The organism is Collinsella aerofaciens (genome assembly GCF_028207065.1).
Lineage (GTDB): Bacteria > Actinomycetota > Coriobacteriia > Coriobacteriales > Coriobacteriaceae > Collinsella > Collinsella aerofaciens_AR.
This window is the reverse complement of record NZ_JAQLFP010000002.1, coordinates 18,732-33,871: the sequence shown is the minus strand read 5'-3', so window position 1 is coordinate 33,871 and position 15,140 is coordinate 18,732. Positions and strand designations below refer to the sequence as shown.

At 62.4% G+C, this 15,140-nt stretch carries 12 protein-coding genes and 1 pseudogene; 2 read left to right on the top strand and 11 right to left on the bottom strand.

Annotation, left to right across the window (positions count from 1 at the left end; genetic code table 11):
- Positions 1 to 196 precede the first annotated feature (196 nt).
- Positions 197 to 865: a hypothetical protein gene (locus PMX72_RS01245; protein WP_271728865.1), complete on the top strand. Its 669-nt coding sequence runs from the start codon at positions 197 to 199 to the stop codon at positions 863 to 865.
- A gap of 265 nt (positions 866 to 1,130) precedes the next feature.
- Here PMX72_RS01245 and PMX72_RS01240 read toward each other — a convergent pair whose 3' ends face one another.
- From PMX72_RS01240 to dnaK, 5 genes are all read right to left on the bottom strand, one after another.
- Positions 1,131 to 3,431, bottom strand: a complete 2,301-nt coding sequence (locus tag PMX72_RS01240; protein ID WP_271728864.1) for a hydratase — start codon at positions 3,429 to 3,431, stop codon at positions 1,131 to 1,133.
- A gap of 393 nt (positions 3,432 to 3,824) precedes the next feature.
- Positions 3,825 to 4,241 (bottom strand): heat shock protein transcriptional repressor HspR, encoded by a 417-nt coding sequence (locus PMX72_RS01235; RefSeq protein ID WP_055250809.1) that lies wholly within the window; start codon positions 4,239 to 4,241, stop codon positions 3,825 to 3,827.
- 73 nt (positions 4,242 to 4,314) lie between these two features.
- Positions 4,315 to 5,280, bottom strand: a complete 966-nt coding sequence (locus PMX72_RS01230) for a DnaJ C-terminal domain-containing protein (RefSeq protein ID WP_035136622.1) — start codon at positions 5,278 to 5,280, stop codon at positions 4,315 to 4,317.
- Between the two features lie 107 nt (positions 5,281 to 5,387).
- On the bottom strand, positions 5,388 to 6,230 hold the full coding sequence (locus PMX72_RS01225) for a nucleotide exchange factor GrpE (protein WP_117564549.1): 843 nt from the start codon (positions 6,228 to 6,230) through the stop codon (positions 5,388 to 5,390).
- A 2-nt stretch (positions 6,231 to 6,232) separates the two neighbouring features.
- On the bottom strand, positions 6,233 to 8,125 hold the full coding sequence (gene dnaK / locus PMX72_RS01220; protein WP_118934760.1) for a molecular chaperone DnaK: 1,893 nt from the start codon (positions 8,123 to 8,125) through the stop codon (positions 6,233 to 6,235).
- A 477-nt stretch (positions 8,126 to 8,602) separates the two neighbouring features.
- Between dnaK and PMX72_RS01215 the strand changes: the two genes are divergently transcribed.
- On the top strand, positions 8,603 to 8,854 hold the full coding sequence (locus PMX72_RS01215; RefSeq protein WP_158564522.1) for an indolepyruvate ferredoxin oxidoreductase subunit alpha: 252 nt from the start codon (positions 8,603 to 8,605) through the stop codon (positions 8,852 to 8,854).
- 237 nt (positions 8,855 to 9,091) lie between these two features.
- Here PMX72_RS01215 and PMX72_RS01210 read toward each other — a convergent pair whose 3' ends face one another.
- The 6 genes and pseudogenes from PMX72_RS01210 to PMX72_RS01185 form a co-directional block, all read right to left on the bottom strand.
- The gene (locus PMX72_RS01210) at positions 9,092 to 9,637 is read right to left on the bottom strand and encodes a transcription repressor NadR (RefSeq protein ID WP_117806538.1); all 546 of its coding nucleotides are present in this window, start codon (positions 9,635 to 9,637) and stop codon (positions 9,092 to 9,094) included.
- Positions 9,637 to 10,497 carry a carboxylating nicotinate-nucleotide diphosphorylase gene (gene nadC / locus PMX72_RS01205; protein WP_161156911.1) on the bottom strand — a complete coding sequence of 287 codons (861 nt, stop codon included), beginning with the start codon at positions 10,495 to 10,497 and terminating at the stop codon, positions 9,637 to 9,639. The genes PMX72_RS01210 and nadC overlap by 1 nt, the downstream gene beginning before the upstream one ends.
- A gap of 3 nt (positions 10,498 to 10,500) precedes the next feature.
- The gene (locus PMX72_RS01200; protein ID WP_271728863.1) at positions 10,501 to 11,877 is read right to left on the bottom strand and encodes an L-aspartate oxidase; all 1,377 of its coding nucleotides are present in this window, start codon (positions 11,875 to 11,877) and stop codon (positions 10,501 to 10,503) included.
- Positions 11,878 to 11,933: 56 nt separating this feature from the next.
- Positions 11,934 to 12,959, bottom strand: a complete 1,026-nt coding sequence (gene nadA / locus PMX72_RS01195) for a quinolinate synthase NadA (RefSeq protein WP_117583639.1) — start codon at positions 12,957 to 12,959, stop codon at positions 11,934 to 11,936.
- Positions 12,960 to 13,953: 994 nt separating this feature from the next.
- Positions 13,954 to 15,006 (bottom strand): IS3 family transposase, encoded by a 1,053-nt coding sequence (locus PMX72_RS01190; protein WP_158567660.1) that lies wholly within the window; start codon positions 15,004 to 15,006, stop codon positions 13,954 to 13,956.
- Positions 14,910 to 15,134 (bottom strand): annotated as a pseudogene (locus PMX72_RS01185) (transposase); the annotation flags it as partial. The pseudogene PMX72_RS01185 and the gene PMX72_RS01190, both read right to left, overlap by 97 nt.
- Between the last annotated feature and the right edge of the window lie 6 nt (positions 15,135 to 15,140).

The window sequence follows — 15,140 nt, the reverse complement described above, 5'->3', positions numbered from 1 at the left end:
CTAATGATATCGCCAGCCAGCACTATTACCAAAAGAAGCCGCACACTCCTCACCACCACAAAGGGGACAGGCACCTTTGTGGTGGTTTTCGACGCTAACGGTCGACCATCTCGCGCCATGAGATTAAACTTGAATTGTTCTCTGAACATATCCATTTCTGCCTATCCTCAACAGCTCTTTGTCTCGAGGAGCACATATGAAGTCGTCTTCTCCCACCGCTCGCAACGTCATCGCCATTCTCGCCATACCCATCGTGATGCTCTTCCTTATCGTCATCACGCCCTTTTCCCTTGGTATCACCTCGCCCTTCGATTTATGCGGAATGGTCGACGCCGGCTCGCGTGCCACCTCGCTCTCCTTTATCTGTCGCGGCGTGTTTTACGAAGATGGAATTCCCACCGGAATTTGGCGGTCAAAGTTACCGCTGCTCGGTCAGATCGACGGATGCTCCCCCTATTTCTGCCTTGGACCTCAGGCGCTAAACTATCTAATCGACGACCAGCCACTCGACTCCATCACCCTCGCCTACGACTACGCACCAAACACCGATGAGCGCCACATGAACCAAGTCCTCGACAAGATGCTTGGACAGTGCGGGCTCACCGAGGAGGCCGGTCGAACCATCTATAGCAACCAGAAATTAAAGCGAACAGAACTCCGCCGTGTCGGAAAAATCAAAGGGCGAAACGGGGCCGCCTACTGGGATGCCTGGGCAACACGCGACAAGGGCGAATTCGGACACAGCACCTATATGGTCACTGTCTGCACCAAAGACGGAATTAAGGACAATGTTGACGATTTCGCGTCATCCAAACTCGGCCTCCCCAAAACAACCAAACCCGTCAACCCAGATGAAATCCTGTAGAGCCGCCCATTAACATGCCGCTCAACGATCACAACAACATCGAGCTAGTCCCCACCACCACAAAGGTGCCTGACCCCAATGTGGTGGTTTTCGACAAAAAGAAGCCGCCCCAATAAAAAGGGGCGGCATCAAGCAGGTCCATTTATTAGCGTCCCTCAAGACCCAACGAGAACGTCGCGGTAGCCCCGGCCACACCTTTCCCTCGGGCGACCCTCGCGAAGCGCGTGAGCACGAGGGAAAGGTGTGTCCGGGGCGTACAGCAGAGTTACTCGGCAGCGGCCTTGAACTTGTTGTAGTTGATCAGGCAGCCGGCCTTGACGATGGCACGCTCCTCGGCCGTCATATCGGCAATGTAGAGCTCAATCTGCTCAACCGTGCCGTCGGCGCGCACTACGTAGGCGGCGATGTCCTTTAGGTCGCCATCGAGCGCAGCGCGGATACCCGGCACAAAGACGTAGTCGCCCACCTCAAAGTTGGGCTCGGTCTCCATCTGGAAGGGCACCATGCCCCAGTTCATCACGTTGGAGCGATAGCGCTTGGTGGCGTACTCGTGGACAATGTTGGCCAGACCGCCGATCACGCGCTGGCAGCTCGCGGCCTGCTCGCGAGCAGAACCGTCGCCCGGCTTCTTGGCGTAGAGCATGGAGCCGTACTCGGTCGCCTTGGCATCGGCCGCGACACCCGCGCCGGCCAGTGCCTCAAACACACCGGCAAGCTCGGCATCGAGCACCGACAGGTCGCCCGCGGACTCGCCCGCCACGCGACGCTTCTCCACAGCGTCGACCTCTTTGCTGCGACCCACGTACGCCGGGTCGCGGCGGCTGAGCGTAAACTCGGCCAGGCCCAGCGGGTTGGAGCGGAAGGAGCTCGTCTCGCCCGAGGGAATGAGCTCGTCGGTCGTGGTGACCGGGTCCATGATCTTGGAGCACACCTTGAGCAGGATGTCGTCGCCGAGGGGCTCCATCGCGGGCCACGGCTTGATGTTGGGGCCTTCGACCAGCTCGTCGGCAGGCTCCGCCTTGCCAAAGCCCCAGTACACGCGCTTTTTGTACGGCGCGTCGTCAAAGGTGTACTCGCAGGCCTCGTCCCAAGTCTCCTCGGGCAGGTCGGTCGCCGGCGTCAGGATGCCGCCGTTGGCAGCCGTCGCCGCAATGGAGCGGGCGTCCATCAGGGCCACGGCGCTCAGCTGGCCATTACCCGGCTTGGATCCCTCGCGGTTGGGGAAGTTGCGCGTAGTGTGGCGGATGGACAGGCCGTTGTTGGCGGGCGTGTCGCCGGCGCCGAAGCACGGGCCGCAGAATGCCGTGCGTACAATCGCGCCGGCCTCCATAAGGTCGTAGATGTAGCCGCGGCGTGTAAGCTCGAGCGCCACAGGCTGGCTTGTGGGATAGACCGACAGCGAGAACTCGCCGCAGCCGGTATTGGCGCCCTTGAGCACGCGGGCGGCCTGGACCACGGAGTCGTAGTTGCCGCCCGAGCAGCCGGCGATAACGCCCTGCTGCACGTGCAGCTTGCCGTCGACGATCTTATCGAGCAGGCTAAAGTGCGTCTTGCCCTCGCCGATCTTGGCGGCCTCGAGTTCTACCTCGTGCAGGATGTCCTCGAGGTTCTCGTTGAGCTCGTCGATCTCAAAGCCGTTGGAAGGATGGAACGGCAGCGCGATCATGGGCTTGATGCTCGACAGGTCGACCTCGACGCAGCCGTCGTAGTAGGCAACATCGGCGGGCTTGAGCTCGCGGTAGTCGTCGCCGCGGCCGTGCATGGTCAAAAACGCGTGCGTGTCCTCGTCGGTGGCCCAGATGGAGGAAAGACAGGTGGTCTCGGTGGTCATGACGTCGACGCCGTTACGGTAGTCGGTCGTCATGCTCGCGATGCCGGGGCCCACGAACTCCATGACCTTATTCTTGACGTAGCCCTTGGCAAAGACGGCACGGATGATGGCGAGCGCCACGTCGTGCGGGCCGACGCCGGGGCGCGGGGCGCCCGTGAGGTAGATGGCGACAACGCCGGGATAGGCGACGTCGTAGGTGTCGCGCAGCAGCTGTTTTGCCAGCTCGCCGCCGCCCTCGCCCACGGCCATGGTGCCCAGGGCGCCGTAGCGGGTGTGCGAGTCGGAACCCAGGATCATCTTGCCGCAACCGGCGAAGTTCTCGCGCATAAAGGAGTGGATGACGGCGATGTGCGGCGGAACGAAGATGCCGCCGTACTTCTTGGCAGCGGAAAGGCCAAAGACGTGGTCGTCCTCGTTGATGGTGCCGCCCACGGCGCACAGCGAGTTATGGCAGTTGGTGAGCACGTAGGGCAGCGGGAACTGCTCCATGCCCGAGGCACGCGCCGTCTGGATGATGCCGACGAAGGTGATGTCGTGGCTCGCCATGGCATCGAAGCGAATCTTGAGCGCCTCGGGATCGCCGGACGTATTGTGTGCCTGGAGGATCGAATACGCGATGGTGCCGCGCTTGGCATCCTCGGGCGTCTGCGTAATACCGTGCTCGGCAGCCTCGGCCGCAGGCACCACCTCGCTGCCGCCGCGCAGGTAGATGCCGTCCTCGTACAGCTTGACCATACTGTCTCCCACTCTGCCCAAACAATTTGGGCGCATAGCATACATTCGTTCAATATCGTGCCATAGAACAGTTGCGAGTGGGCTACGAATCTGCGCGTTCACTTTATCTAGGTAAAGTAAAGGACGTGCCGGTCGAAGGCCGGAAGATTTTGTGCAAGAGCGTCCCTTTCGACTAGTCATTTAAGAACGTCCCCAATGACTACCCTACCGCATCCGGAGCAAGGCAGCGCCGCAGGTAGAGGACGGACAGCGAGCGACGTCCAGAGCGAACAAGTTGGCATGAAAAGGGCAAGGCATAGACCTTCTGGTCATGCCTTGCCCTTTGAATGACAAATTGTCGCTCTGGGCGGCGCGCAGCGTCGGCCCGTTACGCGGTTTGGTAAAACCGCGTAACTATAAGTCGCCACCCGTACCTAGCAGCTTGCGCATGACTTGCTCGGGGTTAACCGAGCCATCGCGCGGGGCCAGGGCGGTGATCTTCTTCTGCATCTTGTACTCGTGCAGCTCATCCTCGAGCTGGCGCACGCGAGCGCGGAGCTTCTCGTTCTCGCGCTCGCGCTCCTCGGCACGCTCCTTCATATCGAGAATACGCACCACGCCGGCAAGGTTGATACCCTCGTCAGTCAGCTGGTTGATGAGCTCCAGACGCTCGATATCGGCACGCGAATACAGGCGCGTGTTACCGCCCGAGCGCTGGGGGTTCACCAGGCCCTTAGACTCGTAGACGCGCAGAGTCTGCGGATGCATGCCGGTCAACTCGGCCGCCACGCTGATCATGTACAGCGGTTTGTTCCTATTGTCCTCGGCCATGCTACCTGACCCCTTTCCGTCTCGCTATCGTCCATCATAAGCCTGCGGCCAGCCCGTGGGCCACGCAACCGCCCTAGTACGTCGCCTTGTAACGGTTGACCTTCTCGCGGTAGTCGCGCGTGTCGGCCTCGCGCAGCTTGGTCATGGCATCGCGCTCGTCGTCGGACAGGTTCGTGGGGACCTGCACCTTGATCTCGACGAGCAGCGCACCCGTGCGGCCGCGATGCTTAACGTCGGGCGCACCCATCTCCTTAAAGCGGAACTTCTTGCCCGTCTGGGTGCCCGCCGGCACCTTCAGACGAACCGTCGCGCCGCCGGGTGTGGGCACATCCACCGTGCAGCCGAGCGCCGCCTCGTAGACCGAGATCGGCACCTCCATGGTCACGTCGGCACCTTTACGCTTAAACAGCGGATGCTCCTCCACGTGCGTGGTCACGACCAGGTCGCCGCGCTCGCCGCCGGCAACGCCATACTCGCCGCGACGCTTGTAGCGCAGCTTGCCGCCATCCACGGCGCCCGCAGGCACCGAGACCGTAATGGTCTGCTGCTCGCCCGTCGAGGGAATGCGGTAGGTGACCTTGTGCGTCACGCCGCGGAACGCGTCCTCGGCCGTCACGTCGACAGTCAGCGACAGGTCGCCGCCCTTGCGAGCACGGCTGCGGCCCGCGCCGGCACCGGCAGCACCCGCAGCCCCGGCAAAGCCCGAGCCCCAATCGCTGCCCCAGGCGCCGTTGCCGCTAAAGATGCTGTCGAAGATATCGCCCCAGCCGCTCGCACCGGCGCCGGCACCGTAGCCGCCGCCATACGCGCCGCCCGCGCCCGGCATGCCGCCGAACATGAGCATCTGGTCGTACTCTTTGCGCTTCTTCTCGTCCGAAAGCGTCTCGTAAGCCTCGCTAATCTCCTTGAACTTGGCCTCGTCGCCGCCGGCATCGGGGTGGTATTTTTGCGCGAGCTTGCGAAACGCGCTCTTGATCTCTTTGTCGGAGGCGCTCTTGGATACGCCCAGGATGTCATAGAAGGTTTTGCCTGCAGCCATCGTAGCTCCTCTCCTGTTTCATCCACCGCTCAACGGGCGGCGGCTCATACTGTCATATGGCACTAGGCCAGAAAGGGCCCCGGGTGTTGCCCCGGGGCCCTTCTCAATTACTCCTCGGTGCTCTCGGCCGTATCGGCCGTAGCATCCTCGGGCGCCGCTTCGGGCTCCGGTGCGGGGCGTTTCTCGCCACCGTAGGTCACCGTCACCATCGCGGAGCGCAGGATGCGATCCGCCATGCGGTAGCCCTTCTGGTACACGTCGTTGACGGTCTCGTCGTACTGCGATGCGTCCTCGACACGCCCCACGGCCTGGTGCTCGAGCGGATCGAACGCCTCGCCCTTGGGGTCGATGGGCTCAACGCCCTCGTGCGCAAACACATCGAGCAGCTTGGCATGCACCGCATCAACGCCATCGACGAACTGCTTAAAGTCGTCGGAAAGCTCCTGGCTACGGGCATGGTCGATTGCACGCTCGATATCGTCAACCACCGGCAACAGCGCGGTGACAAGCTTCTCGGTCGCGCGCTCGCGCTCGGCGATACGCTCGCTGGCGGTGCGGCGACGGAAGTTCTCCCAGTCGGCCTGCAGACGGGCGGTACGCTCGGTGGCGTCCTTTGCCTTGTCCTCGGCGGCCTTCTGAGCCTCTGCCGCAGCATCGAGCTCGCTGCGTACGTCGGCAAGCTCCTTTTGGGCCTGCTCGAACTTGAGCTTAAAGTCGTTGTCGGCGGCTTCCTCACCGGCGCGGATAGCGGCTTCCACCATCTCGTCCTCGGTCATCGTCGCCTCCTTGTTGGAATCCTCTACCTGGTTCTCGGCAGCCTCGGCGGCCTCGGCCTCGTTGGCCTCGGTATCGTCGACGGCCTCTACGGGAATCTTCACGTCCTTCTCCTCAGAGTCAACGGGGGCGGCGCCAGCGGCGGCCGCCTCCGTGCGAGCTTTACGGGCGGACATGATTACTTGTCCTCGTCGTCCACAACCTCGTAGTCGGCGTCGACAACGTCATCGTCGGCAGATTGGGCACCGGCGGCACCGTCGGTCTGCTGCTGTGCGTCGGCGTAGACAACCTGGGCCAGCTCGTAGGCCACGGACTGCAGGGACTCGCCGGCGGCCTTGATGGCCTCGACGTCAGAGCCCTCGAGCGCCTTCTTGGCGTCGGCGATAGCGGCCTCGGCCTTGGACTTCACATCGGCGGAAACCTTGTCGCCCAGCTCGTTGAGGGTCTGCTCGGTGGAGTAGCACAGGCTGTCGGTCTGGTTGCGGACCTCGACCTCTTCCTTCTGCTTCTTGTCCTCCTCGGCATGAGCCTCGGCGTCCTTGACCATACGATCGACTTCGTCGTCGGACAGAGCGGTGGAACCGGAAATGGTGATCTGCTGCTCCTTGCCGGTGCCCTTGTCCTTAGCGGAGACCTTGACGATGCCGTTGGCGTCGATGTCGAAGGTGACCTCGATCTGCGGCACGCCGCGGCGGGCAGCCGGGATACCGGTCAGCTGGAACTTACCGAGCGACTTGTTATCGCGGGCAAGCTCGCGCTCGCCCTGGAGCACGTTGATCTCGACGCTGGTCTGGTTGTCGGCAGCGGTGGAGTAAACCTCGGTCTTGGAGGTCGGGATCGTGGTGTTGCGGTCGATCATCTTGGTCATGATGCCGCCCATGGTCTCGACACCCAGCGACAGCGGGGTAACGTCGAGCAGCAGGATGCCCTCGACGTCGCCGGTGAGCACGCCGCCCTGGACGGCAGCGCCGTCGGCAACGACCTCGTCGGGGTTCACGGACATGTTGGGCTGCTTGCCGGTCATGGTCTTGACGAGCTCCTGGACGGCGGGCATACGAGTGGAGCCGCCGACGAGGATGACCTCGGTCAGATCGGAGAGCTTGAGCTTAGCATCGCGCAGGGCGTTGGTGACAGGCTGCTTGCAGCGCTCGAGCAGGTCACGGGTGATCTTCTCGAACTCGGCGCGGGTCAGCGTGTAGTTGAGGTGCAGCGGGCCGGACTGGTTCATGGTGATGAACGGCAGGTTGATGGTGGACTGCTGGGCGGCGGAAAGCTCCTTCTTGGCGTTCTCGGCGGCCTCCTTCAGGCGCTGCAGGGCCATGGGGTCCTGACGCAGGTCGACACCGTTCTCCTGCTGGAACTTGTCAGCCATCCAGTCGATGACGCGCTGATCCCAGTCGTCGCCGCCCAGGTGGTTGTCGCCCGAGGTGGACAGAACCTCAAACACGCCGTCGGCGAGGTCGAGGATGGAGACGTCGAAGGTGCCGCCGCCCAGGTCGAAGACCAGGATGCGCTGGTCGGAGCCCTGCTTGTCCAGGCCATAGGCCAGAGCAGCAGCGGTCGGCTCGTTGACGATACGCTTGACGTTGAGGCCGGCGATCTTACCGGCGTCCTTGGTGGCCTGACGCTGGGCGTCGTTGAAGTAGGCCGGGACGGTGATGACGGCGTCGGTGACGGTCTCGCCCAGGTACTTCTCAGCGTCGGCCTTCATCTTTGCGAGCACCATGGCGCTCACCTGCTCGGCGGTGTAATCCTTGCCCTCGATGTCGACGACGGCACGGCCGCCCTGGCCCTCCTTGACCTCATACGGCACGGTCTTGAGCTCGGAGGTGCACTCGGAGTACTTGCGGCCCATGAAGCGCTTGATGGAGAACACGGTGTTCTTGGGGTTGGTGACAGCCTGGTTCTTAGCGGCCTTACCCACGACGCGGTCGCCGTCGGCACGGAAGCCCACGACGGACGGGGTGGTGCGGTCGCCCTCGGCGTTCACGATGATGGTCGGAGAACCGCCCTCGAGGACGGCCATTGCGGAGTTAGTAGTACCAAGGTCGATACCAAGAATCTTGCCCATTAGAAATTCCCTCTCTCTTTTGCGTTCGCGCCGCCTCGACGATCTGTCGCGCGGCGCTTCGGCTTGTCTTTCAGGATGTAGTGTATCCCCTTATGGGCCGGAATATACAAAATCTAAGTCAATTCATATAAGATTTCTTATCTCTGAGAGTTTAGGTTCTCAAATGCGCAGGTAGATGCACTGTTTGAGTTCTCGGCAGATCTATTGAGATCTATGTAGAGATGGCTGAGGTTTGGGCTTGGGAGCGCACATGGCGGCCCCGGGCTTCCCTGGGGAAAGTTCGACCCGTTTTTCGGCCAAATAATGGGATGCGGTTTCCGCAAGCACGCTCAATCGCCCTATATTTCAAGTCACCTATAGCTAACATTTGCGCAGCTCAACGGCCCCACCTGCGCGTTTTTTAGTAAACCTTGGCATACTCGGCGAACGGTATGAAGATGCCGGCCAGAGGGTATTGCAAACGGTCGCTCCCGTGGTATGTTTTTGCCCGAATCAAACCGGCGCGCATCGCCTGTAGCGTCGGTCAACAGAGAGGAAACTACCATGGCTCATCCCGTAATTGATGCCGACGAGTGCATCGCTTGTGGCGTTTGCGTCGACTCCTGCCCCGCTGGCGTTCTGGAGCTCCAGGACGTCGCTACCGTCGCTGACGAGGACTCCTGCGTCGCCTGTGGCGCTTGCCAGGACGCTTGCCCCGCTGGCGCGATCACCGAGATCGTCGAGGAGTAACAACTCCCCCACTTGCACACTCAAAAGTACACCGTGCACAAAAAAGGAGGCTTCCGCATCGCCGCGGAGGCCTCCTTTTTGTGCGGATAACCAATTAGGCACCGTCGCAGGTTGAGCTCACGTCAGCGAAAACGTCCCTAAGCGAGCAAGGTGACGTGAAAGAGGAGGGAAGCGTACTTTGGTACGCGACCGACGATTGAACGTCAGATTGCCGCTTAGGGACGTTTGCAGCATCGGCTACGATAGATCGTCCTCGTAAGGCATTAAATCGGCAAGGTAGCCCTTCTCCTTGAGCATGGCCTCGATCTCGTCGAGGGTTTGCTCATCCTCTGCCGCAATGCGATGGAAGTGATAGCCGCTCGTCACCGTTAATAGTGGAAAGCTCTTGCCGCTCTCGATATCGTGCAGGTAGCGCTCAACATCGCGACGATTGCGAATGTCCAGGTCGGCCGTGATCTTACCGTACACGCGGTGATTGACGATCACGTTGAGCACGGCGCCGCCGGCGTCGACGATACTCGTGAGCTCATCGCCCGCCTGCTCAACGCTGTGGCGAACCTTGACCAAGCGCGTGGGCACGGCGGGGCTGCTGGGGGCCTCCTGTAGTACATAGCCGCGATTGGTGGCGACGATATCGTGCCCGTCAGCGCGCAGCAGGGCGATGTCCTGCACCACGACCTGACGGCTCACGCCCACCTCGCGGGCAAGCGCACTGCCCGAGACAGGATCTTTGGCCCCCTCGAGCACGGCCATGATGGCACGGCGACGCTCGCGGGCGTCCATTATTTACCGTCCAGCAGACGCAGGTGCTTAAGCGAGAGGTCGAGGATCGGCGCAGAGTGCGTCAGGGCGCCCGAGCTAATATAGTCGACACCCAGATCGGCCAGGGCGCGGATATTGCTGGCGTCCACGTTGCCCGAGCACTCGGTCTTGGCGCGACCGGCGATAAGCTCGATGGCGGCGGCCATGTCGTCATGGGCCATGTTGTCGAGCATGATGATATCGGCACCGGCCTCCACGGCTTCGCGTACCATGTCCAGGTTCTCGCACTCAATCTCGACCGTCGTGGTAAACGACGCGTGGGCGCGCGCCATCTCGATCGCGCGCGTCACGCCACCGGCGGCATCGATGTGGTTGTCCTTGAGCATGACGGCTGTCGACAGGTTGTAGCGATGGTTGCTGCCGCCGCCGATCTCGACCGCGGCCTTCTCGAAAACGCGCATGCCCGGCGTGGTCTTGCGTGTGTCGACGAGCACGGTCTTGGTACCCTCGAGCGCCGCTGCCATTCTGTGCGTATAGGTAGCGATACCGCTCATGCGCTGCAGGTAGTTGAGCGCCACGCGCTCGCCCGAAAGCAGCACGCGCGCATCGCCGCGCACCTGGCCCACGTGGTCGCCGGCGTGCACCTCGTCACCGTCGGCAACATCAAACAGCACCGAGCTCTGCGAATCCAGCAGCTCAAAGGTGCGGGCGAACACATCCAAGCCCGCGATGATGCCATCGGCCTTGGCGATAAGCTCCACCGTGGCGGGACGCGCCGTGGGGCACACGCTCGCCGTGCTCACGTCCTCAAAGGTAATGTCCTCGCGCAGAGCCTGCAAAATCAGATCATCGACGACGAGCTTCATGGTAATGGGATTCATGGTCTACTCCTCCACGGCCTGCGTGCCGGCAGCACGGGCCAAATCATCGATTGCCAGGGTGTCGGCGCTCAGGGCGCGATGACGGCCATCGAGCGCGGGATCGCCCGCCTGCTCCACGGCCAGCGACTCGCCGGTACGCATGTACCACGCGGCGCGACGACCCCAGACCAGCGCCTCGAGCAGGCTGTTTGATGCAAGGCGATTCTTGCCGTGAACGCCGTTGCAAGCCGTCTCGCCCGCGGCGTAGAGCTCGGGCATCGAGGTGCGGCCGTCCTTGTCGACCCACACGCCGCCCATAAAGTAGTGCTGCGTGGGCGTAACGGGAATGGGCTCGTCCAAGATGTCGCGGCCGTCCTCCAAGCAGCGTGCGCGAATGTTGGCAAAGTGCCCGGTCACCACATCGCGCTCGACGGGGGCAAAGCTCAGCCACTCGTGCTCGGTACCGTCCTGCTTCATCTGCTCGCGAATAGCGGCGGCGACCACATCGCGCGGCTGCAACTCGTCGGTAAAGCGCTCGCCGGCGGCGTTGAGCAAAATCGCGCCCTCGCCGCGGCAGCTCTCGCTGATCAGGAAGGTGCGGCCCGGCTGCGGCGAGAACAGACCCGTGGGGTGGATCTGCACGTAGTCCAGGTGCTCCATCTTAATGCCATGCTCCTGAGCGATGTAGCAGGCGTCGCCCGTGAGCTGCGGGTAGTTGGTCGAGTGGTCGTACACGCCACCGATGCCGCCCGTCGCCCACAGCGTGTGGCGGGCATGGATCTTAAACGGCTCGCCGGCATGCGCGCCCTCGGCGGCATTTACCAGCTCGTCGGCGGGACGAACCGAGTTGTCCTCGTCCACGGGAACGGCAACGACACCGGCACACACCGTGGCGCCGTCACGCTCGCCCGTCAGGATGTCGGTCATGGCCACGTGCTCCAAAATCTGCACGTTATCCAGTTTGCAAACGGCTTGGAGCAGCTTGGTCGTGATCTCCTTGCCCGTAATGTCGGCATGGAAGGCAATGCGGGGGCGGCTGTGCGCACCCTCGCGGGTAAAGTCGAGGCTGCCGTCGGCCTTGCGCTCAAAGTCCACGCCCATCGCCAGCAGGTCGTTGATGACCGAGCGGCTCGAGCGAATCATGATGTCAACACTCTCGCGGCGGTTCTCGTAATGGCCGGCGTGCATGGTGTCCTCAAAGAAGGCATCGTAGTCAGAGCCTTCGGGCAGCACGCAGATACCGCCCTGCGCGAGCATCGAATCGCACTCGTCGACGGCGCCCTTGGAGAGCATGATTACGCGCGTGCTCGTCGGCAGGTTGAGGGCCGCATACAGGCCCGCCACGCCGCAACCGGCAATGACGACGTCGCACTCCATGTCGGAGTATTGTTTGGTTTCCACAGGAATCCTCTCCCTTGTAATGTGGCATAAGGGATGGCCCCTCATGTCACATTGGCTTAGCGCGCCGCGTACTCGAGCATGCGGTCGAGCGTGAGCTTGGCCTGGTCTGCCGCCTCGTCCGAGACGCCGATCTGCACCTCGCCCTCGCCCGTCTCCAGGCAGCGCACGAGCTTTTCGAGCGTGATGAGGTCCATGTTGACGCAGGTGGGCTGCACCGCGGGGAAGTAGAACTTCTTGCCGGTGCCCTGGCAGCGGCGCTCGAGCTCGTAGAGCACGCCGCGAACCGTCACGATAATGAACTCGCTCGCGTCGGACTCCTCGGCATACTTGATGATGCCGGCGGTGGAGCCGATGTAGTCGGCCTCGGCCAGGACGTCGGCCTTGCACTCGGGGTGCGCCAGCACGAGCGCGTCGGGGTGGGCCTCCGTCGCGTCGACGATCTGCTCGACGGTGATGATGTGATGGCGCGGGCAGTAGCCGTTGTTGAGAATGACGTGCTTTTGCGGCACCTGCTCGGCTACGAAGCGGCCGAGGTTTTGGTCGGGAATGAACAGGATATGCTGCTGCGGCAGCTCGGACACGATCTTGACGGCGTTGGAGCTGGTGACGCACACGTCGCTCCAGCTCTTGATCTCGACCGTGGAGTTGACGTAGCAGACCACGGCCAGGTCGTCGCCGTACTCGGCGCGCGCCGCGTCGACCGTCTCGCGCTTGACCATATGAGCCATGGGGCAGTCCGCGCCCGGCTCGGGCAGCAGCACGGTCTTGGTGGGGTTGAGCAGCTTGGCGCTCTCGCCCATAAACTCCACGCCGCACAGCACGATGGTCTGCTGCGGCAGGCTCTTGGCGAGCTTAGCCAGGTAGAAGCTGTCGCCGACGTAATCGGCCACAGCCTGGACCTCGGGCGCCACGTAATAGTGCGCCAGGATCACCGCGTCGCGCTGGGTTTTAAGTTGCTGAATGGCCTCGACGAGCTCTGCGGGCACCAATGCCGCGCGCTCCGTTGCCGTCGTTGCCGATGCCAGGCCGGCCGCAATGTCGCGTGCAAGCTCCGACGCATCCATGTTCGCGCTCTGTGCCATCAAGGCCCCTCTCTTTTGGCGAATCTTGGGGCTTTAGTATGACACCTAGGTTTACAGCTGACAAGACAGCTGTAAACCTAGGTGTAAAGTTGAAATAAAGATTCAATCATGCGGCAGGTCCATTTTCGAACTGGCAAGCTGAGGACAGCCGAAAATGGACCCGCCCCATGATTCGGGCAGCCCGTTTTGTCCTGGACCAAGGGGCAGTGGTCAAAAAGGGCCAAATATGAGTACTGTCACCAAATTAGTAGCATCGATTTTCCGGTCCAGAGCAGCAAAATCGCCTTGTTTGGAGCCCGATCGCGACTCTGAAGAACGAAAATCGATGCACTTTTGGCCTCTGGCACCGATTTTTGAGGCCATTTGGCTGCCACCAAACTGGTAACAGTACTCATATTTGGCCCTTTTTGACCACCGGGTTTCCGGCAGGCCCCAAAAGCGGGCCCGAATCGCTCGATCCGGGCCCGCTGGGGGTAGCGAGCACAATCGAGGTGTAAGAAGCAAGAGAGGGCCATCGCCTAGAATCGTCAGCGCCTAGATATTCAACGAGAGGAAAGACAATGGTCCGCAGCGACATGCTACCCCAGCCGGACCGGGGGCTCGGCCTCGACCGGCCCCAGACCGAGGCATTTCACCGACGAGTTCAAGAGGAAGATAGTCGATCTCCACAACGCCGGAAAACCCAGGCGCGAGGCCATGGACGAGTGCGACCTCGACAAGAGCACCGTGGAGAGGCGGGTCAAGTCGATAAACGAGACCGGCTCGCCGCGCGCCGCCGACAACCGCACGCCCGAGTAGAACCGGATCCTGGAGCCCGAGCGCGAGAACCGCAGGCTCCGGATGGAGGTCAACGTCTTAAGACGAGCGGCGCCAGCATACGCTCGGAAGTCAGGGCCATGGCGGCCAACGGGGGGCCGCTGCCCCATATCGGCGCAGCGCTGGCATCGAGGCCTTCTGACCTGTGTCAAGATTTCGGACACGCATGCTCGAGAAATCAAGCGGCCATAGGCATGGCCTCGAGCTTGGGCTCGGTTCTCTCGAAGAAGGCCGCCATGGCCTCGGCCGGCACCTTGTAGCCGATCGTCGAGCGGGGCCTTCGGCGGTTGTAGTACGCCTCGATGAACTCGACCACCGCGTGCTTGGCGGAATCCCTGGTCGGGAAGCTGCGCCTGTAGTACATCTCGTTCTTCAGCGTGGCGAGGAACGACTCGGCCACCGCGTTGTCGTGGCAGTTGCCGGCGCGGCTGCAGGACAGCCGCACGTCGTTGTCGCGCGCCCATTCGGCCAGAAGCCTGCTGGTGTACTGGGCGCCGCGGTCGGCGTGGAATATCGCGTTGCCGGCCACGTAGCCGCGCGATTTGGCCGACGCCAGCGCCGAAACCACGATGTCGGCGGTCATGCGCTCGGAGAGCGACCAGCCCACCACCATGCGGGTGTTGAGGTCGATGACCGTCGACAGGTACAGCCATCCCTCGCCGGTGCGCAGGTAGGTGATGTCGCCCACGAGCTTGCAGGTTGGAACGGGACTGGTGAAGTCGCGGCGCACCAGGTCGGGCCGGGGCCTGGCCTTCGGGTCGGGGATGGTGGTGCGCTTCCTGGCGTTGGGCGTGCAGCCGCGTATTCCCAGCTCGCGCATCAGCTTGCGCACCCTGTACAGGGTCAATCCGGAGAACTCGCCGGGCAGGAAGCATTTCACGAACCGGAAGCCGAACCTGCGGTCCGACTCCAGCCACACGCGCCGGACCGCCTCGCGCTCGGCCGACCAGTCTTCTCGCGGGCAGCCGTTGGAGAGCCACGAGTAGAAGCCCGATCGGCTCACGCCGAGCACGCGGGCCATCATTTTCACCGGGAATTCGGCCTTCTCCGCCAACATCATCCGGTAGCACGCGGCTACGCCTGGCTTTTGGCGAAGAAGGCCGCGGCTTTTTTCAAGAAGGCGTTCTCCATCTCGAGCTCGCGTATGCGCCTTTTCGCCTCGCGAAGCTCGCGGTCCTCGGCCTTGGGGTCGGGCCCGCCGGCAAGCTCGCGCCGGCGATTCTGCACCCACTTGTTCACGGTCTTGGAATTCAGGCCCAGTTCTGCGCAGCATTCCGTTATCGGCCTGCCCGTCGAGATGATGTAGTCGGCGGTCTCGCGCCTGAACTCGTCGGTGTACTTGGCGGCTGGGTTGGACATAGCATA

Coding starts and splice junctions, on each gene's coding strand:
- PMX72_RS01245 (WP_271728865.1), top strand. CDS start 197: ATGAAGTCGTCTTCTCCCACCGCTCGCAACGTCATCGCCATTCTCGCC.
- PMX72_RS01240 (WP_271728864.1), bottom strand. CDS start 3,431: ATGGTCAAGCTGTACGAGGACGGCATCTACCTGCGCGGCGGCAGCGAG.
- PMX72_RS01235 (WP_055250809.1), bottom strand. CDS start 4,241: ATGGCCGAGGACAATAGGAACAAACCGCTGTACATGATCAGCGTGGCG.
- PMX72_RS01230 (WP_035136622.1), bottom strand. CDS start 5,280: ATGGCTGCAGGCAAAACCTTCTATGACATCCTGGGCGTATCCAAGAGC.
- PMX72_RS01225 (WP_117564549.1), bottom strand. CDS start 6,230: ATGTCCGCCCGTAAAGCTCGCACGGAGGCGGCCGCCGCTGGCGCCGCC.
- dnaK (WP_118934760.1), bottom strand. CDS start 8,125: ATGGGCAAGATTCTTGGTATCGACCTTGGTACTACTAACTCCGCAATG.
- PMX72_RS01215 (WP_158564522.1), top strand. CDS start 8,603: ATGTTTTTGCCCGAATCAAACCGGCGCGCATCGCCTGTAGCGTCGGTC.
- PMX72_RS01210 (WP_117806538.1), bottom strand. CDS start 9,637: ATGGACGCCCGCGAGCGTCGCCGTGCCATCATGGCCGTGCTCGAGGGG.
- nadC (WP_161156911.1), bottom strand. CDS start 10,497: ATGAATCCCATTACCATGAAGCTCGTCGTCGATGATCTGATTTTGCAG.
- nadA (WP_117583639.1), bottom strand. CDS start 12,959: ATGGCACAGAGCGCGAACATGGATGCGTCGGAGCTTGCACGCGACATT.